Here is a 25,497-nt window from a genome sequence, read left to right on the forward strand (position 1 = left end):
TGTACACCAGTATGTAGTATATTTTTATTCAAACTAAAACTATAAACTTTTTGTAAGTGATTTAACTAGTTTATTTTCTGATAAAAACTCCTTTAAAATCACCTTCATTGCTGTATATCCGGGTACGGCAACCACCATTCCTACTACTCCAAAAAGTAAACCAGCAATGATTATAATTAGAAAAATTTCTAACGGATGAGACTTGACGCTGTTCGAAAAAATAAGAGGTTGAGAAAAGAAATTATCGATTAATTGACCTACCGCTAACCCTATCAAAACATACCCTGCTTTAGGCAGAATTACGGTGCTAAAATCCATTCCTAAATTACTGGTCATTGTGAGTATAACCATAATCACCGCACCAATGATCGGACCTATGTATGGAATGATGTTAAACAATGCGCATAAGAAGGCAATTACAATAGCATTTTCAATGCCAACAATGAACAGTGTTATGGTGTAAATTACAAATAGAATAAAGATTTGAAGTAGTAGTCCAACAAAATATCTGGAAAGTAAATTGTTGATTTTATCTATGGAATGTACAGTTTTTTTCTCGTTACCATTATTTACAAAAGCCAAGATTCCAGTTTGTAAAAGATTACTATCCTTTAAAAAGAAAAAAGAGATGAACAATACGGAGAACAAACCAATACTAGCTGTGCTGAGAACATCTAAAAAGGAATTAAGGAAGTTAGGTATAAACCCTATATTTAAACTATCTACTATGGTCTTTTCAAAATCGGTTTCCTCTATGATGTCATCAACTACATTAGGTGCAGTTCCTATAAAATTTACAATTTGCTCATGTAGCGAATCTAAGTTTAGTTTGAGTTGGTCAATATCTAGCAAAGAAAGATTTTTACCTTGTTCAGTTAATAATGGCACAAATAGCGCAATAATTCCGGCTAAAACACTAACCATTAGAACCATGGTAATTATAACCGCCAAGGTATTTGGAAGTTTTAATTTACGTCTTAGAAAAAAGACAATAGGTCTACCTATTAGGGCGGTTACCGCTGCTATTGCTAGATAGGCTATAACGGACTGAATCATCCATAGAAAATAAAGCAAGAGAGCCACACCAAGTATAATTCCTACTGAGCGTAATATTCCTTGACTAATCGTTTTTGCGTTCATTATTAACTTCGTTTTTGGCTTTAGGTTAGTTTTTAAAGGCATACACCATTATATTGGCGCCCATTTGCAGCGCCTTGGTTCTTATTTCTTTAGGGTCGTTGTGTACTGATGGGTCTTCCCAGCCATCGCCTAGGTCGCTTTCCGTAGTGAATAACAGAACAAGCCTATTTTCGTAAAAAAGCCCTAAGGCTTGAGGGCGTTTACCGTCATGTTCGTGAATTTTGGGTAAACCTTCTGGGAATTTGAAAACTTCTTTAAAAATAGGGTGGTCGTTACCTAGTTCTTCTAAAGTGCTATTTGGGAAAGCCTTTTCTAATGTTTTCTTTAAGTATGGGGCCATGCCGTAGTTATCATCAATATGTAAAAAACCACCAGAAAAGAGGTAAGTTCTTAAGTTTTCTGCTTCCTCGGCAGAAAAAACTACGTTGCCATGACCGGTCATATGTAGAAAAGGATATTGAAAAATAGTACTACTCCCTACTTCTACGGTTTGGGGCTTTTTATTTATTTCGGTACCTGCATTTTCGTTACAAAACGCAATGAGATTAGGCAAAGCAGTAGGGTTGGCGTACCAATCTCCACCGCCGTTATATTTTAAAATGGCTACTTCCTGCCCCTGTAGTTGTACTGTAACAAGGGTTAAAATTGCCAAGCAATACGTAAGTTGTTTCATCTTTGAGCGAACTAAATAATAATATCTCAAATGTATGAATTATGGTGGGGAAAAGAATTGCTCTTATTTGTATTGTTTTAATTGGTGGTATAACTATGGCTTTCAAAGTTGATTTTAAGTTGAAAAGAGAAAAATTATCTGAGCCTACGGAGAATAATGAGGCTATTGTGGTTTTAGAGCTTTTTACCTCGCAAGGTTGTTCTAGTTGTCCGCCGGCTGATGCATTGTTGCAGCAGATAAAAGAAGATTACCAAAGTTCAGTTTACGCCTTGTCTTATCATGTAGATTATTGGAATTATATTGGTTGGCAAGACCCATTTAGCAAGTCTGAGTATGCAGATAAACAGCGTAAGTATAACATCAAATTTAAAAATAGAAGTAATTATACACCTCAGGTAGTAGTAAATGGTAAAACTCATTTTGTAGGGTCTAGTTCTGCTAAAATGAATGCCGCGATAGCAAAATACGGGGCGATTGAGGCAGTGAATAAAATAGAATTGGGTAAAGTAAGAGTTAAAAAGGAATCTGTTTACTTCAATTATAAACTTCAAGGTGTTGCGGCCAACAAAAGTCTTAGAGCTATATTGGTTTTGGATGAGCGAACCACAAAGGTGAAGCGGGGTGAAAACAGAAATAGAATATTAAAAAATAGCAATATTGTGGTTGCGGAAAAGAGAATTGCAATAGAAGATTTGGAAGGGGAGGCTTTTATTAACATACCAAATGCGGTTGAAAAGGATGAAAAGCTGAATCTTATTATTTTGATGGAAACCCAAGGCTATGATATTACAGCGGCCACTAAAACAGAACTACTTAGGTAGCTTCTTACGGGACTATCCGTTATTGATCATATTCACGGTGGTACAAGCAACTATTGCAGCCGTTTCGGTACGTAGCCGGTACTCTCCCAGGGAAACGGGCAGAAAGCCTTTCTCGTAAGCGCTACTGATTTCATTTTGTGAAAAATCGCCTTCTGGGCCAATCAATATGGTAATGTCTTTGTCAGGTGCTACTCTTCTTTTTAAATCTACTTTCTCTTCTTCTTCACAATGTGCAATAAATAAGAGTCCGTTTTGTTCCTGTTCCATGAAATCCTTGAAGGAAATGGCGTCATTAAGCTTGGGTAAATAGGTGCGCAAACTCTGTTTCATGGCAGATTGAATGACCTTTTCCAATCGTTCCTTCTTAATGATTTTTCGTTCTGATCTATCGCAGTATATAGGGGTAATCTCGCTAACGCCTATTTCCGTGGCTTTTTCTAGGAACCATTCAAATCGGTCATTGTTTTTTGTGGGAGCAACCACAATATGTAACCAATGGGCTTTTGCGTGTCTTTTTTTGGTGGAAACAATCTGGGCCTTGCATCTCTTCTGGTCTGCCAATAAGATTTCTGATTCAAAAATATAGCCTTTTCCGTTTGTAATATGGAGTACATCACCTTCCTTTTTACGCAGCACTTTTACAATATGCCTGCTTTCTTCTTGGGAAAAGGTAAATTGGGAAACGCTCTTGTCTAATTCCGGATTGTAAAATAGTTGCATAGTGCAAAGGTATAAACAATTTTGAACGGTAGAAATTTACAAAAGAATAAGCTATTTAAATTTCAGAACAGATTTATTTAGAGGATAGAACGTAACGTGGTTTAGCGGAAATGTCTTGTTTTGAAAACTGGTTTTGTTGGTATTTGAGGTAGCCTACAATACCGATCATAGCCGCATTATCCGTGCAGTATTCAAATTTTGGAATAAAAGTTTTCCATCCTCTATTTTTTTCGGCCATTTTAAGTGCATTTCTGATACCTGAATTGGCACTTACGCCACCGCCAATAGCTATTTGTGTAATTCCGGTCTGTTCAACTGCTTTTTTAAGTTTATCCATCAAAATATTGATAATTGTTTTTTGGATGGATGCGCAGATATCTTTTAGATTTTCTTGAACAAAATCCGGGTTTCTTGCAGTTTCCCTTTGCACAAAGTATAAGATACTGGTTTTTAAGCCACTGAAGCTAAAATTTAGTCCATCAACCTTTGGTTTAGGGAAAAGAAAAGCTTTTGGGTTTCCTTCTTGAGCATATTTGTCTACTAATGGGCCACCAGGGTAGGGTAGTCCTAAAATCTTGGCGCTTTTATCGTATGCTTCACCTACAGCATCATCTAAGGTTTCGCCTAATATCTCCATGTCAAAATAGTCTTTGACCAATACAATTTGCGTGTGGCCACCGCTAATGGTCATTCCTAAAAATGGAAACTCCGGAGCACCATCTGGTTGCCCTTCAATAAAATGGGCCAAGATGTGTGCCTGCATATGATTAACCTCAATTAGAGGTATGTTAAGACCCAGTGAAAGGGACTTCGCAAACGAGGTTCCAACAAGAAGTGAACCCATCAATCCAGGACCGCGCGTAAAAGCTATGGCAGATACTAGTTTTTTGTCGATATTTGCTTTATCCAAAGCTTGGTGTACTACAGGAACAATGTTTTGTTGGTGAGCTCGTGAGGCAAGTTCAGGTACAACACCCCCATATTCCTCGTGAATTTTTTGAGTGGCCGTTACATTACTGAGCACTTTTTTATTGCTTAATACAGCAGCAGAAGTGTCGTCGCAAGAAGATTCTATAGCAAGAATATAAATAGTTTCGTTTTTCACCGAGTTTGGAATAAAAATTGACATCGCAAAGGTAAAACATAAAGACCTATCAAAAAACTTAGAAAAATACTGATTAGAACCATGATGGTACTCGTGCTGATCTGTATTTTAGGTACGGTCATCCTTTCGTTGCCATTCGTTCAGACAAGTTTTGCTAAGTACGCTACGGATACCATAAATAAAGATTTTGGTACGAATATTAACATAGATAAACTTCGTATTTCCTTAATTACTTGGGATACTAATCTTGAAGGTATTTATATTGAAGATTATCAAAAAGATACCATTTTTTACGTAAACAAGCTTACCACTTCTATTCTAAGTGTTCGGAATTTAAGTAAAGGCAAGCTGGAGTTTGGTGATATTAAGATTGATGAATTAGATTTTAAACTAAAAACCTATTTAGACAACAGGAATACTAATTTAGAGGTCTTCATAGACAAGTTCAATGATGGGCAACCCCGGAAGCCCGGTACAGATCCTTTCTTTTTCTCGTCTTCAGATGTTCAAATTTCCAATAGTAATTTCCGTCTGATCGATGAAAATTTTGAAAATGAACTTTTGCTGGATTTTGAAGAACTCAATATTGGCGCTACGGATTTTCAGATTTTGGGCCCGCAAGTATCGGCCAAGATAAACTCCATGGCTTTTAATAGTCAGCGAGGTATCAATGTAAAAGAAATGTCTACGGACTTTAAGTATACCAAGCAACAGATGCGTTTTGACTCGTTGCGCATCAAGACCGAAGGTTCTAGGCTAAAAGGAGATTTGGTTTTTGATTATGAACGAAAAGACTTTGCAGACTTTTTGAACAAAGTAAATTTAGAAGCAGAGTTTGTAGAGTCAGAGGTTGCTTTTGATGAAATTAACTTGCTTTATGACCAATTTGGTAAAGGAAAGACGGTTAATTTTTCTTCTAAAATAAGTGGTGTTTTAAATGATTTGAATGCCGATGAGCTTTTTCTGCAGTCGGATAACACGGGAATAAGAGGAGACTTCAATTTTAAAAACCTTTTTGTTCGTAAGCAACCGTTCGTTATGCATGCCGATATGAAAAACGTAACCTCTAGTTATTATGAGTTACGTGCGTTAATGCCTAATATTTTAGGTAAATCCCTACCTTCTTCATTTCAAAAATTAGGGCAATTTACTATACGTGGGAATACGGTTGTTACTGAAAACTCTATAGATGCGAAAGTAAACCTGAACACCGCAATTGGTAGTAGTTATGCAGATTTGGCGCTCTCCGATATCAATAATATAGATAATGCCAACTATAAAGGTTTTGTATCTCTAATTGACTTTGATCTTGGTGATTTTGCTGAAAATAAGAGGTTGGGTAAGACTACTTTAGATTTTAATGTAGAAGGAAAAGGATTTGTTCAGGAGACTTTGAATACGGAGGTTATAGGAGAGGTCTACTCCATAGAATTTAATAATTACGAGTATAACGACCTCAAGGTTTCGGGAATTTTAAAAGAACAATTGTTTGATGGTACGCTGTTAAGCAATGATGAAAATATCAAGTTTAGTTTTAAAGGACTTGCAGATTTTGGAGAGGACCGGAACGATTTTAATTTTATTGCTTCGGTAGACTATGCAGATTTAAACAAGTTAAATTTCATTAAAGACAGCATTTCTATTTTTAAAGGAAATGTAAATATGGATGTTACCGGAAACACATTAGATAATCTTGTGGGTGATATCAAGTTTACAAAGACCATCTTTGAGAATAAAAATGACACCTATTATTTCGAAGATTTTAAAGTGTCCTCTACCTTTGAGGATGATGGGGTTAGAGTTATAGATATCAACTCTCCGGACATTATTACTGGGTATATGAAAGGCCGGTTTAGGGTTGCGGAACTCGGAAGATTGGTTCAGAACTCTTTGGGTAGTATTTATACCAACTATAGACCTTTTAATATTTCAGGAGGTCAGACTCTTGCTTTCAATTTCAAGATTTATAATAAGATTGTAGACGTCTTTTTTCCTGAGGTAAAATTTGACCCAAATACTTTTATAAAAGGGAACATAGTAGCTGATGAGGGCGATTTTAAACTCAACTTCAAATCACCTAGTATAGTCGCTTTTGGAAATGAAGCGGATAATATTGATGTTAAAATAGATAATAAAAACCCATTATTCAATACGTATATTTCGGTTAGTGATCTTTCTACAAATTATTACGATGTAAAGGATTTTAACCTCATAAACACTACCCTAAAAGACACCTTGTTTTTTAGAACGGAATTTAAAGGAGGTAGTGATTTAAATGATAGTTACAATCTAAACTTCTATCATACTTTTAATAAAGACAACAAGTCGGTAATAGGCCTTAAAACATCCGATATAAACTTTAAAGGGAATAAATGGGTTCTCAATAAAGATGGAGATAACAAAAACAAAGTAGTCATTAACCGCACACTAGATAGCATTGATATTCGGGAGATAGTAATGAACAATAGTGCTCAGGAGCAGATAAGGTTAAAAGGGCAATTGGCGGATTCCACCTATAAAGATTTACAACTTGAGTTTAAGATTGTTTCACTAAATAAAATAACACCTGCAATAGATAGCCTTAGATTACAGGGTGAGGTAAACGGTACGCTCAATATTCTGCAGAAAGACAATATTTATTTGCCGTCTTCTAATCTTGCGGTAGAAGACTTCTCTATTAATGACATGCGTTTAGGAGACTTAACGGTGGGTATTGTCGGTAATAAGGATTTGACAGAATTTGCGGTAAATTCCCAAATAACTGACAAGGGCATTGAGAAACTAAGTGTTGTTGGGAACATAAATAATAAAGAAGAGATGCCTAAGGCTGACCTTTTGGTCAGTTTAGATAAGTTTGATTTAGAGCCGTTTGCACCTTTAGGCGAGAATATTTTAAGTAATATACGTGGTTTTGTTAGTGGTAACGCGCGTATTCAAGGTCCAGTAGATAACCCAGATTTCAGCGGTGTTTTAACTTTGGATAAAGCCGGACTAGGTGTGCCTTACTTGAATGTAGATTATAATTTCGCAGCCAATTCTAGGGTAAACCTTAGTAAACAAACCTTTGATTTTGATCAGATTAAAGTTACAGATGTAACCAAGAATACAAAAGCTACTTTAGATGGCACCATTAGCCATTCTTTCTTTCGTAACTGGCTTCTTGATTTGAATGTTGATACAAAAGATAATGGTTTTCTAATCTTAAATACGGCTTTTGAAGAAGAGGTTCTTTATTATGGAACGGGTTATTTAGACGGAAAAGGTAGGATTTTTGGACCCACAAAAGCATTAAACATTAAGGTTGAAGGAAAAACAGCTAAGGGTACTTCTTTAAAGATTCCTTTAAGCGATGTAGCTTCTATTGGGGATTATTCTTTTATCAATTTTGTTGAAAAGAACAAGCTGAACCATGTAGAAGAAGAACGTGTTCTTGATGGATTTCAGGGGCTGGAGCTTACTTTTGATTTGGATGTTACGCCAGATGCAGAAGTAGAGATTGTAACGGATACTAAGACAGGAAGTTCTTTAAAAGGTAGTGGGGTAGGGATTTTGTTAATTCGTATCAACACCCGTGGTGCTTTTGAAATGTATGGAGATTTTGTTGTTGTGGAAGGTCAGTATAATTATAAGTTTGGCGGAGTTATCAATAAAACATTTCAAGTAAAACCTGGTGGGACCATTGTTTGGGATCGCGAACCATTAAAAGCAACATTAGACCTTGAAGCGGTATATGCCTTAAACGCAAACCCGGCACCACTGTTGGATAATCCGGGTTATACTAGGCGGATACCTACGGAAGTAGTTATTAAGTTGACCGATGACCTTGAGAGCCCTGACATTGAATTTAATATTGATTTTCCGGGAACCAATTCTATTGTACAGTCAGAGTTGGAATATCGTCTTCAAGACCCCACGGTAGAGGAACGTAACGCACTTTTCCTATTGGCGCAAGGTTCGTTCGTAAATGACCAGACTGGTATTGATCAGCAAGCACTTACTGGCAATTTGTTGCAGTCGGCATCAGGATTGTTGAATCAAGTTTTAGGTGAAAACGAAAAGTTTAATCTCGGTCTTTCTTACGAGCAGGGAATTCTTGATAGAAGTGCGGATTATCAAACGGAAAATAGAATAGGGGTAACCGTATCTACCCAAATAAGTGATCGTTTACTTTTTAATGGTAAAGTTGGAGTTCCGGTGGGTGGAACAACGGAGACAGTTGTTGCCGGTGATTTTGAGATTCAATTACTGTTGAATGAAGAAGGAACCTTAAGTGCTAAATTTTTCAACAGAGAAAATGAAATACAGGAATATTTAGCAGATAGATTGGGCTATACTCAAGGGGTAGGTATCTCCTATGAAGTAGATTTTAATAGTTTTAGAGAGCTTTTTAAGACTATTATGAAAAAGGAAGAGCCAAAGAAAAAACTTCCAGAACCCAACGAAGTTCCAAGTTCGGTAATGGGTAGGGATAGTTTGTTAAAGTTCTATCCTAAAGATAAAAGGTTAAAGTAAAACCAGTTATAAAAAAAAATCTTAAAAAGGTGACTTCAGATAGGTTGGTGATTCTTCTAAAAAGTCGCAAAAATTGACTTAAAAAGCTCAATTTTTCAATAAATATGAATTTTACAGTATTCTTAATTTTTAAGGAATATAGGGAGGGAATTTGTTATAATTAAATGTAATTACTAAGAAAATGTGTTCTAAGTTATCATGATGTTAAATTAGACGCTCAACACAGTTGGAATTCAAATAAGTTTGTTAGTTTTGCGACTTAGTTTTTTTTCAATGGCTTCAGAAATAAAGAAAATAGGTGTTTTAACCTCTGGCGGAGATTCCCCCGGCATGAATGCAGCAATACGATCCGTGGTTAGAACTTGTGCCTACATGAAAGTAGATTGTGTGGGTATCTATAGAGGATACCAAGGCATGATTGAAGGGGATTTTAAGCCAATGGACGCAAGAAGCGTTAACAACATAATAAATAAGGGTGGTACGATTCTTAAATCTGCCCGTTGTGATGACTTTAGAACTCCAGAAGGTAGAAAGAAGGCCTATGAGCAATTGCAAGCAGAAGGTATTGATGCATTTGTGGTAATAGGGGGTGACGGTAGTTTTACCGGAGCCATGATGTTTAACCAAGAGTATCACTTTCCAATAATTGGTATTCCAGGTACAATTGATAACGATATATTTGGTACATCTAATACGGTAGGCTTTGATACGGCCATGAATACGGTAGTGGAAGTGATAGATAAGATTAGAGATACGGCCAGTTCTCATAACCGACTTTTCTTTGTAGAAGTTATGGGTAGGGATGTAGGTCATATTGCTTTGAATGTAGGTGTTGGTGCAGGTGCAGAAGAAATTCTGATTCCAGAAGCCAATCGCGGTCTTGAGCGTTTGCTTGAGTCTTTAAAACGAAGTAAGAAATCAGGAAAATCTTCCAGTATCGTAGTTGTTGCAGAAGGTGATAAGATAGGAAAGAGTGTCTTTGAGCTTAAGGAATATGTAGAAGAACATTTACCTATATATGATGTAAGGGTGTCCGTACTTGGTCACATGCAGCGTGGTGGTGCTCCGTCTTGTTATGACAGGGTTTTGGCCAGTAGAATGGGTGTGAAAGCAGTAGAAAGTTTGTTGGAAGGCCAGACCAATTTTATGGTGGGTATTCAAAACAATAAGATTATATTAACTCCTATCAGTAAGGCTATAAAGGGTCATACGAAAATTGATAAGGAGCTTATACGAGTTTCAGAAATAATGACAACATAATTTAATTCAAAACAAAAGAGCATGTCAGATTTAAAAATAGGAATTAACGGATTCGGTCGTATCGGAAGATTAGTCTTCAGAGAAACTGTAAGAAGAGAAGGTGTAGATGTTGTAGCAATCAACGATTTGTTGGATGTTGAGCACTTGGCTTACCTTTTAAAATATGATTCCGTACACGGAAAGTTTGAAGGTACTGTTGATGTAAAAGATGGTCACTTGATCGTTAACGGTAAGACAGTAAGAATTACTGCAGAACGTGATCCTAAAAGTATTAAGTGGGATGCAGTTGGCGCTGAAATAGTAGCTGAATGTACTGGTATTTTCACAACTTTAGAAACAGCGCAATACCATATAGATGGTGGCGCTAAAAAAGTTGTTATATCTGCTCCATCTAAAGATGCACCAATGTTTGTAATGGGTGTTAACCATAAAGATGTGAAAGCTTCTAACACTATCGTTTCTAACGCATCTTGTACTACTAACTGTTTAGCTCCAATGGCTAAGGTATTGAACGATAACTTCGGTATAGAAGAGGCATTGATGACTACAGTTCACGCTACTACTGCAACGCAAATGACTGTTGATGGTCCTTCTAGAAAAGACTGGAGAGGTGGTAGAAGTGCAATGTTAAACATTATACCTGCATCTACTGGTGCAGCTAAAGCGGTAACTAAAGTTATTCCAGCATTAGAAGGAAAACTTACAGGTATGGCTTTTAGAGTGCCAACTGCAGATGTTTCTGTAGTGGATTTAACGGTTCGTCTTGAAAAAGAAACTTCATACGAGGAAATCAAAAAAGCTTTTAAAGCCGCTTCAGAAGGCGAATTGAAAGGTATCTTAGGTTATACTGAAGAAGCTCTTGTTTCTCAGGATTTCGTAAGTGACAAACGTACAAGTATTTTTGATGCCGGTGCCGGTATTGAATTGAACTCTAAGTTTTTCAAATTAATTTGCTGGTATGATAACGAAGCTGGTTTTTCTAACAAAATGGTAGATTTAGCTCAGCACGTTGCTAGTTTGTAATTTTTTTGAATATTACTAATTGTAATCCTGAGAGTGGGCAAAATTTTGCTTATTTTCAGGATTATTTTTTTAAACGAACATTATGATTTTAATTGTAGATAGTGGTGCCACCAAATCAGATTGGATTGCCTTGGATGAAAAGGGAGACCAGTTGTTTATGACCCAAACATTAGGTTTGAGTCCTGAGGTGTTGACAAGAGAGGTGATCGAAGATAGATTGGCCAATAATTTTGAGCTTTCAAAAAATAGAGAAAAGGTTTCTAGATTGCATTTTTACGGTGCAGGATGCGGTACGGAACGCATGAAAAACTTTTTGAGAGAAATTTTTAAGGAATTTTTTCCCAATGCAAAAGCAGATGTAAAAGAAGATACGTACGCAGCTATTTTCTCAACTACGCAAATTGGCTCTCAAGGTATTGTATGTATTTTGGGTACGGGTTCTAATTGTAGTTATTACGATGGTCACCAGTTGTTTCAGAAAGTAACCTCTTTGGGTTATATTCCTATGGATGATGGTAGTGGTAATTTTTTTGGCAGAAAGTTGATTAGAGATTACTATTTTCATAAAATGCCTCAAGATTTAGGTATCAAGTTTAATAAAGAATATGATTTGGATGCCGATGTTATAAAAGAAAATTTATACAAGCAGCCTAATCCAAATACCTATCTAGCTACTTTTGCTCGCTTTTTAGTGGAAAACAAAGACCACCCGTATTGTAAAGGGGTAATAGATAAAGGGTTTCAGCAGTTTGTGAACAATTACATCATGCAGTTTGAGTTGGCTACGAAAGTGCCAATCAATTTTGTGGGTAGTATTGCGCATTACCTACGTGATGAGCTTATTGCCGTGCTAAAACGTAATGATTTAATTGTTGGGGTTATTAGACAACGCCCTATAGAGGGTTTGATGGAGTTTCACAAGAAGACCATCTAAGTCTTACTTCTTAATAATATATAAGCAGGCCTTGATGAAAATCAGGGCCTGCTTTTTTTTGTTAGCGTACAGCAATCATTGAAATCTCTACGTTTACGAATTTTGGCAAATTAGCAACTTCTACAGTTTCTCTAGCAGGAGCTGTTTCACTATTAAAATAGGAGCCATAAACTTCATTTACTTGAGAGAACTGGTTCATGTCATTTAGAAAAATATTGCTTTTTACCACGTGTTCAAAAGTCATACCGGCTTCCGTAAGTATGGCTTTTAGGTTCTCCATAGATTGGCGCGTCTCCGTTGTTATATCACCTTCAATAAGATTACCTGTGGTAGGGTCAATAGGTATCTGACCAGAAATATATAAAGTATCTCCACTTAAAATAGCTTGGTTATAAGGACCTATTGGAGCGGGTGCGTTTGGGGTATTAATTATTTTTTTCATGATTTTATAGTTTTGTTTTTAATAGTAGAATGGTATGAATAAAACTTGACTTATGTTCTAGCAAATCTTATTAAGAATATAAATTGGTAAGAATTTTAGTTTTGACTTCGGTTTTCCCACTTCAAATCACTAAGTATAGAACTTTTTATACCAATAAAGTAATACCATCTGGAGTATTGTCCAAAAGGCGTCCAGTTAAAGTTCATCTTAAAGCTTTTCAAATCCCTTTCAAAACGTAACTGTGTAAGAGTGAATCCTTTGTTCTTAAAATCATAACCACTAGAGCCACCCACTTTCCAACGAGGTGATAGTTCAATATCACCGGAAAACATTAAAGAATGACTGCTAAATTCCTTCTGCCGGGCTGAATTAGAATAAGTGGCAGAGTAAGCCAGCCGGAAATTCCATGGAATCTTAGTAGCGTAACGTGGATTTTCAAGATCCCCTTCTTTTTCTTTATCGTCATCACCACTTCGGCGGTCATCAAAATTATCAGCTCTACCAAAAAGGTCATCATCTCTACCACCACTCTGGGCTACATAATCGTAAGCGCCGGTATCTTCTTCTTTTTCTTTATCTCTGTCGTCTTTCTTTTTACCAAAAGTTTCGCTATCTATGGAATATCCAATATTCATGTTTGCCCGAGTCAACCTAAAAAGGCTCCCTCCATTATCAATATTAAACTTTTCTATTCTACTTCCGTTGTTGTCAATAGCATAAGGGTCCAAACCTGCTGAAAAGTTGACGGACATTTTATTATCCAAAATAGTGGTTCCTCCGTTAATGCTAAGCGGACTCAATTTTAGAGAATCCGATTCAAAATTATATCCTGTTGATATATTAAAGTTGCTAAGAATAGGAACTTTTTTTGGTTCTGTGGCAGTAGAATCCTTATCCGTAACCTTGGCTTCTAAAGTGTTTGCTAAAGAAAAGCTAAGGCTATTGCTCTTGCCTAAACTAGGGGCTCCATTTAATGTACCTTCAAAACGACTATATTGTACAATGTCACCGGTATCATTATTCAGATATTCATCATAGAATTGGTCAAAGGATGGGGAGTAGCCGTAACTTAAAGACGGTCTCATGACGTGCCGTATGGCTTGGATTTTTTTATCTTCTCCAAAGTTGAAAGTACCATAAACGGTAGTTCCAATGCTGGCACTCATGTTATATGTATTGTAACGGTCAAAACCTGAAATTGTATCTCTTACTACGGAACCTATAGCTCCGTCATCGCCTAATTCATAACGTTGCGTGTAGGTTTCTAGCGCCCATGTATCCTCATAACTACCACCCATAGTAACGCTAAAGAATTTAGCTACCTTAAAATTTGTGCTAATTGGAATTCTATGTTGAGCACCTATTAAAGCATTATCGAACATTGCAGCTGTTCCAAAATCTTCATCATTGGTGATGAGTGAGTTACGAGCATTAACATCATATTGAAAATTAATGTTCTGAATCACTCCCTTTTTTATACCGTCTTTTTTAGCAAATGGAAATATACGTTCCATACTAGCCTGAAAAGTTGGTAGCGTCATCTGTATATTGTCTATAGTAGGGTCTTCCCTTGCCTCAGGACTTGTATTTTGAGAATGACTGGCTGTAAGACTCATGTTGACTGACGGATACGCAGGAAATGTTTTTGAGTACGAAATAGATGAAGATAAGTTGTTGTTTTGTGTAAGCGGTAAGTTTACCTGGTTTAAAGAGTTCTGGTAGTAAGAGCTACTTCCTAAGTTTACCGATGCCGAGAACTGGGAATTGGGACTTGCTTTAGTATCCTGCGAGTGCGAAACCTGAATATTCCAGACCTTACTGTTACTGTAATCATCAAACCCTTTTTGACTGGTAACCAGGTTCTCATATCTAAAGTTTACATTACCTCTATAGCGATAACGTTTGGTGTAAACACTTTGTGTTCTAAAACCATAACTTCCGTTGGTATAAAAATCTCCGGTAAGCGTAATATCTGCATAATCTGATAAGGGTACGTAATAACCTCCGTTTTGTAAAAAATATCCCCTATCCGGATCGTTACCAAAAGTAGGCATCATTACACCTGCAGACCGTCCTACGGTTAATGGAAAATAAGCGAAAGGTAATGCAATGGGTGTTGGAACATCTGCAATGTAAAGGTTACTGAACCCGGCAATTACTTTCTTTTTTGGAACAAATTTCGCTTTTCTGATGCGGATGTAATAATCCGGATTTATAGTGTCTGAAGAGGTTGTTAGCTTTCCTTCATGTAAAAAGTAAACGGAGTCATTCTCTTTTTTCGTGATTTCGGCATATACTTTCATGGCATCACTGCCTAATTGCCCTAAACCTGCTTGTTGTTCGGTTCTGGAATTCCAAATAAGTGCTTTTTGGCTATCAAAGTTAAAACGAATACTATCAGGACGTATCTCATTATCTCCCTGTTTAAAATAAGGTAGTTGGGTATAATTGCCTAAAGAATCTTTAATTCTACCCGCATAAACCTCATTTTTAATATAATCCATGATAATAATACCGGCCTTTAATTCGGTATCTTGGTAGTATATTTCGGCTTCGTTGTAAAGGTATATTTTTTGATCTTTTTGACTAAGGCGCACGTGGTCTTTAGCCTTGTATTTGATTTTGTCAAGGAGAAGAGGCTCCTTTCCGCTTTTCGTTTTTAAGGTTGTTGAATCTCCCGCAATACTGTCTTTTTTTGCAGGGTCGGGGAAGAGTGGCGCAATAATTGTATCCTTTTCTGCTTTTATAGGTAGAGGTATTAAACCGTCTTCTTGAGCAAGTGAGGAGAATGTGCCAACTAATAGCAATACCAGTAAAAGAAAAAAATGTTTATTTGATTGCAAGGCTATATATCCTATTTTTGTAACCGTTTGGCTTTGTTTTCGGAGTTCAAACTTACATATATTTTTCGTTCCCCATACAGGGTGTTACCATAAATTTAACCATTAATGAAGGCTTACAAATACAGTGTGAACATGCGCGTACGACGGTTTCTTTTATTTCCTATTGTTTTTTTAACCCTAATATTATCTTCTTTCCACAATAATAATACCGAAGATAACGAGGATGGCAAGTTTATTGTTGTCCTAGATGCAGGGCATGGTGGCCATGACCCAGGTAATATGGGAAATGGCTATTTAGAGAAGAAAATTGCCCTGAATATTGTTTTAAAAGCGGGAGCTATACTAGAAAAAAATCCTGATATTAAAGTTATCTATACTCGTAACGATGATACGTTTGTTGATTTATATGAGCGTGGTCAGATAGCTAATAAGGCAAATGCAGACCTTTTTGTTTCCGTGCATTGTGATTCTCATACATCAAACGCACATGGTGCAGGAACATTTGTTTTGGGCCTTCACGCTAACAAGCAGAACTTTGAAATCGCAAAGAAAGAGAACTCCGTAATTTATTTAGAGGATGATTACAAGGCTAAATATGCCGGTTATGACATCAATTCTCCAGAGTCTGTTATTGGGCTTACAATAATGCAAGAAGAGTTTTTGGATCAGAGTATCGCTTTGGCAAAAGCCATTCAAGATAATTTTTCAAATAAATTAAAACGAACGGATAGAAAGGTAAAGCAAGCCGGATTTATAGTTTTGCACCAAACCATTATGCCTAGTGTATTGGTAGAAACAGGGTTTTTGACCAATAAAGACGAAGGGGCTTATTTAAATTCGAAAAAAGGCCAAAATGATATGGCGATTTCTATTGCGGATGCTATTCTTACCTATAAAAAGAATGTTAGGGCCAATGTAGCAGATTATGCTATAAATACTATTCCTGATGCTCCTGAACCAGAAGTAGCTAAGAAGCAAGAGGTTGCCGCCAAAAAGGAACCGGTAACACCAAAGAAAAAAGCTGTTTCTAAAAAAATAAAGGATGAACCAATAGTTGCTAAGACTACAGAGATACCTGTGGAAGCAAAAAAGAAAGCGGCAACACAGATAATAGAAGAAGCTAAAGAAGGTAGAAAACCAGTTGTTTCCAAAAAAGAAGAGTCCAAAATAAGGGATGAAGCTACTGCTCGTAGGGAGGCTAAGTCAAATGTGGTTTATAAAGTTCAAATTATGGCCAGTGCTAAAAATATTCCGTTACGTTCCTCATCTTTTAATGGGTTGACTAGTGTGGAAAAAGAACCTTTCAAAGGGTTGTATAGATATGTATATGGCAGCGCAAGTACAGTAGAAGAAGCGAAAACATTAAAATCCAATGCAGATTCAAAGGGATATACCACATCGTACATCGTAGCTTATAGAGATGGTAAGCGAATACCCTTTAAAGATAGTCTTAAGTAGGTTTAGTATCAATAAGTAAGTACCTTCCATATTTTATTTCTAATTTTGTTAGAGACCTATATGTAAAACTCAGTCTCTTATTAACCCAAAATCGATCCTTTTGAAACTATCCAGGGAAATAAAAACAGGAATCATTGTAATAGGTGGTATACTGTTGTTCATTTTAGGCTTTAGCTATTTAAAATCATCGCCATTATTTGAAGATGGAAAAACTTTGTATGCTGTTTATCAAGAAGTTGGAGGTCTTCAAGTAGGTACTCCGGTAACTATAAACGGTTTTGTTGTAGGTAACGTTACAGACGTAAAATTTAAAGATCATAGCGGTAGTCTTTTGGTATCGCTTTTTATAAAAAGTGATTTCAATTTTTCCAAGCATAGTACTGCAGAATTATATGATACAGGTATTATTGGGGGTAAGGGCATACAGGTAAAACCCGTTTTTGATGGTACTCCAATGGCGGTATCTGGTGATACTTTGCCCAGTAACATTCAGTTGGGGCTTACCCAATTGGTACAAAAACAACTTACACCATTGCAAAGAAAAGTAGAAGGCGCTGTTACCAATGCAGATAGTTTGCTTATGAATGTAAACGAGGTTTTGGATGATAGAGCTAAAAATGATTTAAGACAAACGCTTAGTGGTCTTAACAGTACTGTGGCTAGCTTTCAAAAAAGTGCAGATGTTCTAAATAGGATTTTAAGTAGTAATGAGAGTAGGCTAAACGAATCTTTGGACAATTTTCAAGAGCTGACATCCAATTTTGCTAAATTATCTGACTCCTTAAACAATGCCGGTCTAGGTCGTACGCTAGCAAATTTGGAATCTACCATGAGCAATTTAAATTCATTAATGGCCAATATTGAAAATGGAAACGGTACACTTGGTAAACTTGTGAAAGATGAAGAGTTATATGATAATCTTAATAACGCCTCTAGAGAACTAGATCTCTTATTACAAGATTTCCGCTTGAATCCTAAGCGTTATGTGAATGTATCTGTTTTTGGTAAAAAACAGAGGGAATACGAACTTCCCGAAGAAGACCCAGCCAATCCTCAACAACCAGAACAATAGATGGAATACCTCTCAAATATTTTATTTGTAATCGTATTAATTGCCGGTATCGGCTTTTTTGCACGAAATGTAAAACGTCTGTCTAGGAACATAAAACTAGGTAAAGATGTAGATGTTTCTGATAATACAAGTCAGCGATGGAAGAACATGGCAAAAATTGCTTTAGGCCAGAGTAAAATGGTTGTCCGTCCTATTGCGGGATTTTTGCACATCATCGTTTATGTTGGTTTTATCATTATTAATGTTGAAGTAATAGAAATTATTTTAGATGGAATTTTAGGAACGCACCGTCTTTTTGCTCCTTTAAGTGTCGTTTACGATGTATTGATAGGTTCTTTTGAAATATTGGCAATATTGGTCATTGTTGCGGTAACCATTTTTTGGATGCGTAGAAATGTCATTCGTATTAAAAGGTTCATGAAACCAGAAATGGCAGGATGGCCAAAAGAAGATGGAAATCTTATTCTGTATATAGAATTGGTATTGATGACCCTGTTTTTAACCATGAATGGAGCTGATTATCAATTACAGCAAATGGGAGCTGCCCATTACATAGAGGCGGGATCATTTCCTGTAAGTCAATTTATAGCGCCGCTTTTTGAAGGGATGTCCATAAGTTCATTAGTTCTTGTTGAAAGAACTGCATGGTGGATACATATTGTTGGTATACTTTGCTTTTTGAACTACCTCTACTATTCAAAGCATTTGCATATTCTTTTAGCTTTTCCAAACACCTATTATGGCAAATTGGTTCCTAAAGGACAGTTTAAAAATTCAGATGCAGTAACGGCAGAGGTGAAGTTAATGATGGATCCTTCGGCTGATCCTTTTGCTGCTCCAGCAGAAGATGCGGAAGAGCCTGCTAAATTTGGTGCTTCTGATGTTACGGATTTGAGTTGGGTACAACTTTTAAATTCATATACCTGTACGGAGTGTGGTCGTTGCACGGATGAATGTCCTGCAAACCAAACTGGAAAAAAATTATCTCCTAGGAAAATCATGATGGATACTAGGGATAGACTTACGGAGGTAGGTAAGAATATAGATGCCAATAACGGTAAATTTGTTGATGACGGAAAGCAATTATTGGATGGCTATATATCTCGTGAAGAATTATGGGCATGTACAACCTGTAATGCATGTGTTGAAGCTTGCCCGGTAAGTATTGATCCACTTTCTATAATTATGGATATGCGTCAATATTTGGTAATGGAGCAGTCTGCTGCACCTACGGATTTAAATAATATGATGGGTAACATAGAGAACAATGGTGCTCCGTGGCCTTTTAATCAGATGGACCGACTAAATTGGGCCAAAGAAGAGTAAGTAGGCTTTTAAGGTTACTTAAATTAATTTATTAGAACTTGAATTTTTTATAATGGCGAACGAATTAAAAGTTCCAACAATGGCAGAACTCTTTGCCGCCGGCCAAAAGCCCGAAGTATTATTTTGGGTAGGCTGCGCAGGAAGTTTTGACGATAGGGCAAAAAAAATAACCAAGGCATTTGTTCAATTACTAAACAGGGCAAACGTATCTTTTGCTGTTTTGGGAACTGAAGAAAGTTGTACCGGAGACCCTGCAAAAAGATCCGGAAATGAATTTCTTTTTCAAATGCAGGCAGTTACCAATATTGAGGTAATGAATGCGTACGGAATAAATAAAATTGTAACGGCTTGTCCGCATTGTTTTAATACTATAAAAAATGAATATCCTGGACTAGGAGGTCATTATGAGGTAGTTCATCACACGCAATTTTTGAAAACGCTTTTTGATGATAAAAGAATTACGTTAGAAGGCGGGCAATTCAAAGGCAAACGTATAACATATCATGACCCTTGTTATTTAGGAAGAGCAAACAATGTTTATGAAGCCCCAAGGGAGTTGATTCGCAAACTGGATGCCGAGCTTATAGAAATGAAAAGCTGTAAGGAAAAAGGGTTATGTTGTGGTGCTGGTGGAGCTCAAATGTTTAAAGAACCGGAAAAAGGTGATAAGGACATTAATATTGAGCGGACTGAACAGGCAATGGAGACCAAACCAGAGATTATTGCAGCGGGATGCCCGTTTTGTAATACGATGATGACGGATGGTGTTAAAAATAAAGAAAAAGAAGGGGCAATAGCTGTAATGGATATAGCCGAGCTTATTGCGTCGGCAGGTGATTTGTAAAGCCCTGATTTAATAACCCCAAATTAGAACACTTAGAAATGCTAGTAGAATTTAATACTTTACCGGATGCTTCACGCATTTGGATCTATCAAGGTAGTCGTAGCTTTACGGATACTGAACTGGAGGAGATACAGAAAGAATTTGATGAATTTATAACTGAATGGACTGCTCATGGGAGTCAGTTAAAAGCTGGTTATGAAATAAAATACAGACGCTTTATTATTGTGGCTTTAGACCAAAGTGCTACCGCGGCATCAGGTTGTTCAATAGATGCTTCTGTGCATTTTATTCAACATTTAGAGAAAAAATATGATGTTGAGTTATTGGATAAAATGAATGTTTCCTATAAACAGGGTGAACATGTGGCTTACAAGTCTTTAATAGATTTTAAGAAGATGGCTAAGCAGAAAGCAGTCTCAAAAAACACTATTGTTTTCAATAACTTGGTTACTAATAAACTGGAGTACCAAGAGCACTGGGAAGTACCTGCATCGGAGAGCTGGCATTCCCGTTTTATGTAAAAAGGAAGTCTATTTCCTTTTCTGAGGTATTGATTTTATTATATATATCGGATGAAATGCAATATTCCATTTAGTTTTTAGTTATTGCCATAGATCAATTTAGTAATGCGGGTTTTACCAATTTTTTCCTTACTTTTTTTTGTATTTCTTAGTGCAAGTGCGCAACAACATCCTTTGGTTACCAAAGATAGTTTGAGCCAAAGCAAATGGGTTGATGCACGCTATGATGAAATGACTTTAGAGCAGAAGTTAGGACAACTGTTTATGGTCATGGTAGCCTCTGATCAAGCAAAATCCAGTACGGATAAAGTAAAGGCACTTATTAAAGAAGAGCAGATTGGAGGCGTCATTTTTTCTACTGGCGGTCCAGTAAGACAAGCAAAATTAACTAATGAGTTTCAGTCGGTTTCAAAAGTACCACTTATGATTGGTATGGATGCGGAGTGGGGTCTTGCTATGCGGTTGGATTCTACCTACGCTTTTCCTTGGAATATGACTCTTGGGGCAATAACGGATAATACAATTGTACATAAAGTAGGTAAACGCATAGGTGAACATGCCAAGCGGTTGGGAGTGCATATTAATTTTGCTCCGGATGTAGATATCAATACAAATCCTCAAAACCCGATTATAGGTAATCGTTCTTTTGGTGAAGACCGAGAAAACGTAGCCGAAAAGGGTATTGCATTTATGAAAGGTATGGAAAGTGTAGGAGTACTTTCTAGCGGGAAACATTTTCCCGGTCATGGAGATACCGCTACAGATTCGCATAAAGCACTACCAATTATTAATTTTACAAAAGAACGTTTGGATAGTGTAGAACTATATCCGTTCAGAAGATTGATAGATGCTGGCTTGAGCAGTGTTATGGTAGCCCACCTAGAGGTTCCTGCATTAGAGTTGAAAAAAGAACTTCCTTCTTCGTTATCCGAGCAAATTATTTCTGGATTACTAAAAGAACAAATGTGTTTTGAAGGATTGGTGTTTACGGATGCTCTTAATATGAAGGGTGTTACCAGCCATGGTAAAGACGGTGATGCTGAAGTAGCTGCATTTATGGCTGGTAATGATATTTTGTTGATGCCTACGGAAGTAAAAAAGGCAAAAGAAAAGTTGACCAAAGCATACAATAAGGGTAAAATTTCCGAAGAAAGATTGGCTAGTTCTGTTAAGAAGATATTAATGGCTAAATATAAAGTTGGACTAAATAGCTATAAGCCTATAGCATTAGAAAACTTGTATGAGGACCTTAACTCCAGAACCGACGACCTCATTTACGAAGAGGCAATTGAAAATGCTTTGACAGTCGTGAAGAATAACTTCTACCTTATGGGTGTTAAGCGGTTGGAAAATAAGAAAATAGCCTACGTAAAGTTTGGTGATGCAGATAGTGACCCATTTGTGGAAGAGCTGAATAAATACGCTTCGGTAACGCAAGTAAATGGCAGTGATATTGCCACATTGAAGAGTAAGCTTAAAGATTATAACTTGGTGATTATAGGTCATCATAAGAGTAATGAAAGTCCTTGGAAGGCGTATAAGTTTTCAAAGAAGGAATTACAGTGGCTACAAGAAATAGCCGATGAACGAACGTCTAATACTATACTGACAGTATTTGCCAAGCCTTATGCACTTTTAGATGTGGCTTCGTTCAAAAGTATAGATGGAGTAGTGGTAGCTTATCAAAATAGTGAATTAGCCCAGCGTAAAGCTGCTCAATTGATTTTTGGCGCTATTCCGGCAGAAGGCAAACTTCCGGTTACAGCGCATAAAGATTTTCCAGTAAAAACTCAGATTAAGCTGAAATCATTACTTAGGTTGGGGTATAGTTTCCCTGAAAGGGTTGGTTTTGATGCAGCTAAATTGGCAGAAGTAGATACTTTGGTTCAACATGGGCTAGATTCTCTTATGTTTCCAGGGGCTCAAGTTTTAATTGCACGAAGAGGAAAGGTTATTTATAATAAAGGCTTTGGAAAGCCTACATACGATTCTAAGGACAGTATTACTCCCAATAATATTTATGATTTGGCTTCTATTACCAAAATATTAGGGACGCTCCCTATGATTATGAAAATGGAGGAAGAAGGAGACATTAAGCTGAATAATACGTTTCAAGAATTGATTCCCGAATATGCCGATACAGAATTAAAGAATGTTACAGTTCTTAAAGCATTATCACATTACGGAAGGCTTCCAGCATGGATTGCCTTTTATGTAGACACCTTGGATAAGGATAGGAAGCCATCAAAAGAATTTTACAGAACAGAACCTACGGATGGTTTTTCTTACAAAGTAACAGACAAGCTTTATCTAGCAGATGTTTACAACGATTCTATATACAACAGAATTGGCCGTCAAGATTTGAAATCTAACCGATATAGGTATAGCGATGTGGGTTATTATGTAATGAAAAAATACATAGAAAAGGTTGGCAAGAAACAAGTAGATGAGCAAGTGAATGATTTTTTATATCAGCCAATAGGAGCAACGAATACCAGTTATAATCCACTAGAAAAATTCCCTAAGAATAGAATTGTTCCGTCTGAGGAGGATAAATATTACCGTTACCAGACCGTTCAGGGTTATGTTCATGATATGGGAGCGGCCATGCAGGGTGGTGTTGGTGGTCATGCCGGACTTTTTAGCAATGCTGGAGATGTAGCCAAGATTATGCAAATGTATCTGCAAAATGGCTTCTATGGAGGTACACGTTTTTTAGATACACGAACCGTTAAAAAATTCAATACCTGTTACTTTTGCGATAAAAATGTAAGACGTGGTGTTGGTTTTGACAAACCACAGTTAAAGGATAGTGGTCCTACTTGCGGATGTGTTTCACGCAAAAGTTTTGGTCATAGTGGTTTTACAGGTACTTATACTTGGGCTGATCCTGAAGAAGAAATTGTCTACGTATTTTTATCTAATAGAACTTATCCTTCATCTTCAAATACGCTTTTAATTAAATCAGGTTTACGAACCCGAATTCAACAGGTAATTTACGATGCTATCGTAAATTAAATACTGTTGGTTTCTATCAGTCTAATTCATAGAGATCTAAATAACAACAATCGACCTATTTTAAATATCTAAGACCTGTCTTGAAATTAAAAAGGAGTTTTACCGACTTACTTTATAGATTTAGCTAAATTTGATTAATGAAAATAGCAATAGTTTGTTACCCTACATTTGGGGGCAGCGGTGTAGTAGCCACAGAACTTGGTATAGCCTTGGCCAATAGAGGTCATGAAGTGCATTTTGTAACCTATAAACAGCCTGTTCGTTTAGAGCTGTTGGGTAACAAAATTTACTTTCATGAAGTTCATGTGCCTGAGTATCCATTGTTCAAATATCAACCCTATGAGTTGGCATTGTCCAGTAAATTGGTAGATACTATTAAGTTGTATAAAATAGATTTACTTCACGTTCATTATGCCATACCTCATGCGTATGCAGGGTACATGGCAAAAAAGATGCTAGAAGAAGAAGGAATTTATGTTCCAATGATTACTACATTGCATGGAACAGATATTACTTTAGTAGGTAAACACCCATTTTACAAACCAGCAGTTACTTTTAGTATCAACCAATCTGATGTGGTTACTTCTGTTTCGGAAAATTTGAAACAACATACTCTGGAGATTTTCGATATTAAGAAGGAAATAGAAGTTGTACCTAACTTCATAGATAAATCTAATTATAGTACTTCTTTTACGGATTGCCAGCGTTCTTTGATGGCAGAAGACCATGAAAAGATAGTTACCCATATTAGTAATTTTAGAAAAGTAAAACGTATTCCTGATGTAATTGAGATTTTCAATCGCATCCAAAAAGAAATTCCTGCAAAATTGGTCATGGTAGGGGAAGGCCCCGAAAAAGAGAATGCCGAAAGGTTATGCGAAGAATTAGGCATTTCCGATAGGGTCATATTTTTAGGCAACAGTAATGAAATAGATCGGATTCTATGTTTTTCAGATTTGTTTTTATTGCCTTCAGAATCAGAGAGTTTTGGTTTGGCTGCTTTGGAAGCAATGATTAACAAGGTGCCTGTTATTTCTAGTAATGCTGGTGGAATACCAGAGGTTAACGAAGATGGTATTACCGGTTTTTTAAGTGATGTAGGCGATGTAGCTGATATGGCTAAAAATGCTCTTCTTATTTTAAAAGACGATGCCGTTTTAGAAAAATTCAAAAAAAATGCGGTAATATCTGCGGAACGTTTTGATATTATGAAAGTCCTCCCTCTTTATGAAGCACTTTACGAAAAGGCATACAAGGCTAGGTTTGATAAATCTTATAGTTAATATGAAATCCATTCTCTTAGTTCTTATACTACTGTTTTCATCTTGTAAAGGACAGGAAAAAAGTGTTGGGAATGATGGAGGATCTCAAACCACAGAACAATTGCAACGTATTGAAAGTGATAATTATAGCGGTTCTGATGAAGAAGAATTTGTGGTTATTACAGATGTAAAGACCCTACAGAAATTCTATTCAAAAGTAAATAGAACGCGGAAACCCGGATTACCAGTTCCGCAAATAGACTTTACTAAAGAAATGCTCATTATCTATTGTGCAGGAAAACGACATAACTCTTTTGAACCTAGGCTTTTTGTAGAGAATGAGTCAGAGAAAGACCTAGTTATTGGTGTCAAGAACGAAAGTCAAGAAAAAACGTCTACAGCTATCACTACGCCATTTTCGGTCTATAAATTACCCCTTACCCAAAAGGAAATTATCCTGAAATAATACTGTTAACAATTCTATAAATCTAGCGAACTACCGATTATTGTTGCCGTTCAAAGT

19 protein-coding genes are annotated in these 25,497 nt (G+C 36.6%); 13 read left to right on the forward strand and 6 right to left on the reverse strand.

Annotated elements, in window-relative coordinates; genetic code table 11:
- Window positions 1-39: 39 nt before the first annotated feature.
- On the reverse strand, window positions 40-1,140 hold the full coding sequence (locus IWB64_RS13805) for an AI-2E family transporter (RefSeq protein WP_194534547.1): 1,101 nt from the start codon (window positions 1,138-1,140) through the stop codon (window positions 40-42).
- A 25-nt stretch (window positions 1,141-1,165) separates the two neighbouring features.
- Window positions 1,166-1,813, reverse strand: a complete 648-nt coding sequence (locus IWB64_RS13810) for a DUF4159 domain-containing protein (RefSeq protein ID WP_194534548.1) — start codon at window positions 1,811-1,813, stop codon at window positions 1,166-1,168.
- A 95-nt stretch (window positions 1,814-1,908) separates the two neighbouring features.
- Here IWB64_RS13810 and IWB64_RS13815 point away from each other — a divergent pair, with 95 nt between their 5' ends.
- A complete protein-coding gene (locus IWB64_RS13815) occupies window positions 1,909-2,634 on the forward strand; it encodes a DUF1223 domain-containing protein (RefSeq protein ID WP_194534549.1) in 726 nt (241 codons plus the stop codon).
- A gap of 12 nt (window positions 2,635-2,646) precedes the next feature.
- Here the strand turns inward: IWB64_RS13815 and IWB64_RS13820 are convergent, their stop codons facing one another.
- Window positions 2,647-3,354, reverse strand: coding sequence for a 16S rRNA (uracil(1498)-N(3))-methyltransferase (locus tag IWB64_RS13820; RefSeq protein WP_194534550.1), 708 nt, complete (start codon window positions 3,352-3,354; stop codon window positions 2,647-2,649).
- Window positions 3,355-3,427: 73 nt separating this feature from the next.
- The gene (gene tsaD / locus IWB64_RS13825) at window positions 3,428-4,459 is read right to left on the reverse strand and encodes a tRNA (adenosine(37)-N6)-threonylcarbamoyltransferase complex transferase subunit TsaD (protein WP_194534551.1); all 1,032 of its coding nucleotides are present in this window, start codon (window positions 4,457-4,459) and stop codon (window positions 3,428-3,430) included.
- 81 nt (window positions 4,460-4,540) lie between these two features.
- Between tsaD and IWB64_RS13830 the strand changes: the two genes are divergently transcribed.
- The 4 genes from IWB64_RS13830 (at window position 4,541) to IWB64_RS13845 (ending at window position 12,188) form a co-directional block, all read left to right on the forward strand.
- Complete coding sequence (locus IWB64_RS13830) at window positions 4,541-8,971, forward strand: translocation/assembly module TamB domain-containing protein (protein WP_194534552.1); 4,431 nt, start codon at window positions 4,541-4,543, stop codon at window positions 8,969-8,971.
- Between the two features lie 273 nt (window positions 8,972-9,244).
- Window positions 9,245-10,231 carry a 6-phosphofructokinase gene (gene pfkA, locus IWB64_RS13835; protein ID WP_155596870.1) on the forward strand — a complete coding sequence of 329 codons (987 nt, stop codon included), beginning with the start codon at window positions 9,245-9,247 and terminating at the stop codon, window positions 10,229-10,231.
- A 21-nt stretch (window positions 10,232-10,252) separates the two neighbouring features.
- On the forward strand, window positions 10,253-11,254 hold the full coding sequence (gene gap / locus IWB64_RS13840) for a type I glyceraldehyde-3-phosphate dehydrogenase (protein WP_194534553.1): 1,002 nt from the start codon (window positions 10,253-10,255) through the stop codon (window positions 11,252-11,254).
- 82 nt (window positions 11,255-11,336) lie between these two features.
- Window positions 11,337-12,188 carry an N-acetylglucosamine kinase gene (locus IWB64_RS13845; protein ID WP_194534554.1) on the forward strand — a complete coding sequence of 284 codons (852 nt, stop codon included), beginning with the start codon at window positions 11,337-11,339 and terminating at the stop codon, window positions 12,186-12,188.
- Window positions 12,189-12,249: 61 nt separating this feature from the next.
- Here the strand turns inward: IWB64_RS13845 and IWB64_RS13850 are convergent, their stop codons facing one another.
- Window positions 12,250-12,630 (reverse strand): RidA family protein, encoded by a 381-nt coding sequence (locus IWB64_RS13850; protein WP_194534555.1) that lies wholly within the window; start codon window positions 12,628-12,630, stop codon window positions 12,250-12,252.
- Window positions 12,631-12,725: 95 nt separating this feature from the next.
- The gene (locus IWB64_RS13855; RefSeq protein ID WP_194534556.1) at window positions 12,726-15,473 is read right to left on the reverse strand and encodes a putative LPS assembly protein LptD; all 2,748 of its coding nucleotides are present in this window, start codon (window positions 15,471-15,473) and stop codon (window positions 12,726-12,728) included.
- Window positions 15,474-15,578: 105 nt separating this feature from the next.
- On the opposite strand from IWB64_RS13855, the gene IWB64_RS13860 reads away from it, so the two are divergent.
- The 8 genes from IWB64_RS13860 to IWB64_RS13895 all read left to right on the forward strand — a co-directional run bounded on the left by IWB64_RS13860 (window position 15,579) and on the right by IWB64_RS13895 (window position 25,440).
- Window positions 15,579-16,931: an N-acetylmuramoyl-L-alanine amidase family protein gene (locus IWB64_RS13860; protein ID WP_226975896.1), complete on the forward strand. Its 1,353-nt coding sequence runs from the start codon at window positions 15,579-15,581 to the stop codon at window positions 16,929-16,931.
- A gap of 100 nt (window positions 16,932-17,031) precedes the next feature.
- Window positions 17,032-18,003 carry an MlaD family protein gene (locus IWB64_RS13865; protein ID WP_194534557.1) on the forward strand — a complete coding sequence of 324 codons (972 nt, stop codon included), beginning with the start codon at window positions 17,032-17,034 and terminating at the stop codon, window positions 18,001-18,003.
- A complete protein-coding gene (locus IWB64_RS13870; protein ID WP_194534558.1) occupies window positions 18,004-19,329 on the forward strand; it encodes a (Fe-S)-binding protein in 1,326 nt (441 codons plus the stop codon).
- A 52-nt stretch (window positions 19,330-19,381) separates the two neighbouring features.
- Window positions 19,382-20,173 carry a (Fe-S)-binding protein gene (locus tag IWB64_RS13875; RefSeq protein ID WP_194534559.1) on the forward strand — a complete coding sequence of 264 codons (792 nt, stop codon included), beginning with the start codon at window positions 19,382-19,384 and terminating at the stop codon, window positions 20,171-20,173.
- Window positions 20,174-20,211: 38 nt separating this feature from the next.
- Window positions 20,212-20,694: an ABC transporter ATPase gene (locus IWB64_RS13880; RefSeq protein WP_194534560.1), complete on the forward strand. Its 483-nt coding sequence runs from the start codon at window positions 20,212-20,214 to the stop codon at window positions 20,692-20,694.
- Between the two features lie 105 nt (window positions 20,695-20,799).
- Window positions 20,800-23,712 carry a glycoside hydrolase family 3 N-terminal domain-containing protein gene (locus IWB64_RS13885; RefSeq protein WP_194534561.1) on the forward strand — a complete coding sequence of 971 codons (2,913 nt, stop codon included), beginning with the start codon at window positions 20,800-20,802 and terminating at the stop codon, window positions 23,710-23,712.
- Window positions 23,713-23,849: 137 nt separating this feature from the next.
- The gene (bshA, locus tag IWB64_RS13890) at window positions 23,850-24,995 is read left to right on the forward strand and encodes an N-acetyl-alpha-D-glucosaminyl L-malate synthase BshA (RefSeq protein WP_194534562.1); all 1,146 of its coding nucleotides are present in this window, start codon (window positions 23,850-23,852) and stop codon (window positions 24,993-24,995) included.
- A gap of 1 nt (window position 24,996) precedes the next feature.
- Window positions 24,997-25,440 (forward strand): hypothetical protein, encoded by a 444-nt coding sequence (locus IWB64_RS13895; RefSeq protein ID WP_194534563.1) that lies wholly within the window; start codon window positions 24,997-24,999, stop codon window positions 25,438-25,440.
- Window positions 25,441-25,497: the final 57 nt, after the last annotated feature.

The sequence above is a fragment of the Zobellia nedashkovskayae genome, from assembly GCF_015330125.1.
Classification (GTDB): domain Bacteria; phylum Bacteroidota; class Bacteroidia; order Flavobacteriales; family Flavobacteriaceae; genus Zobellia; species Zobellia nedashkovskayae.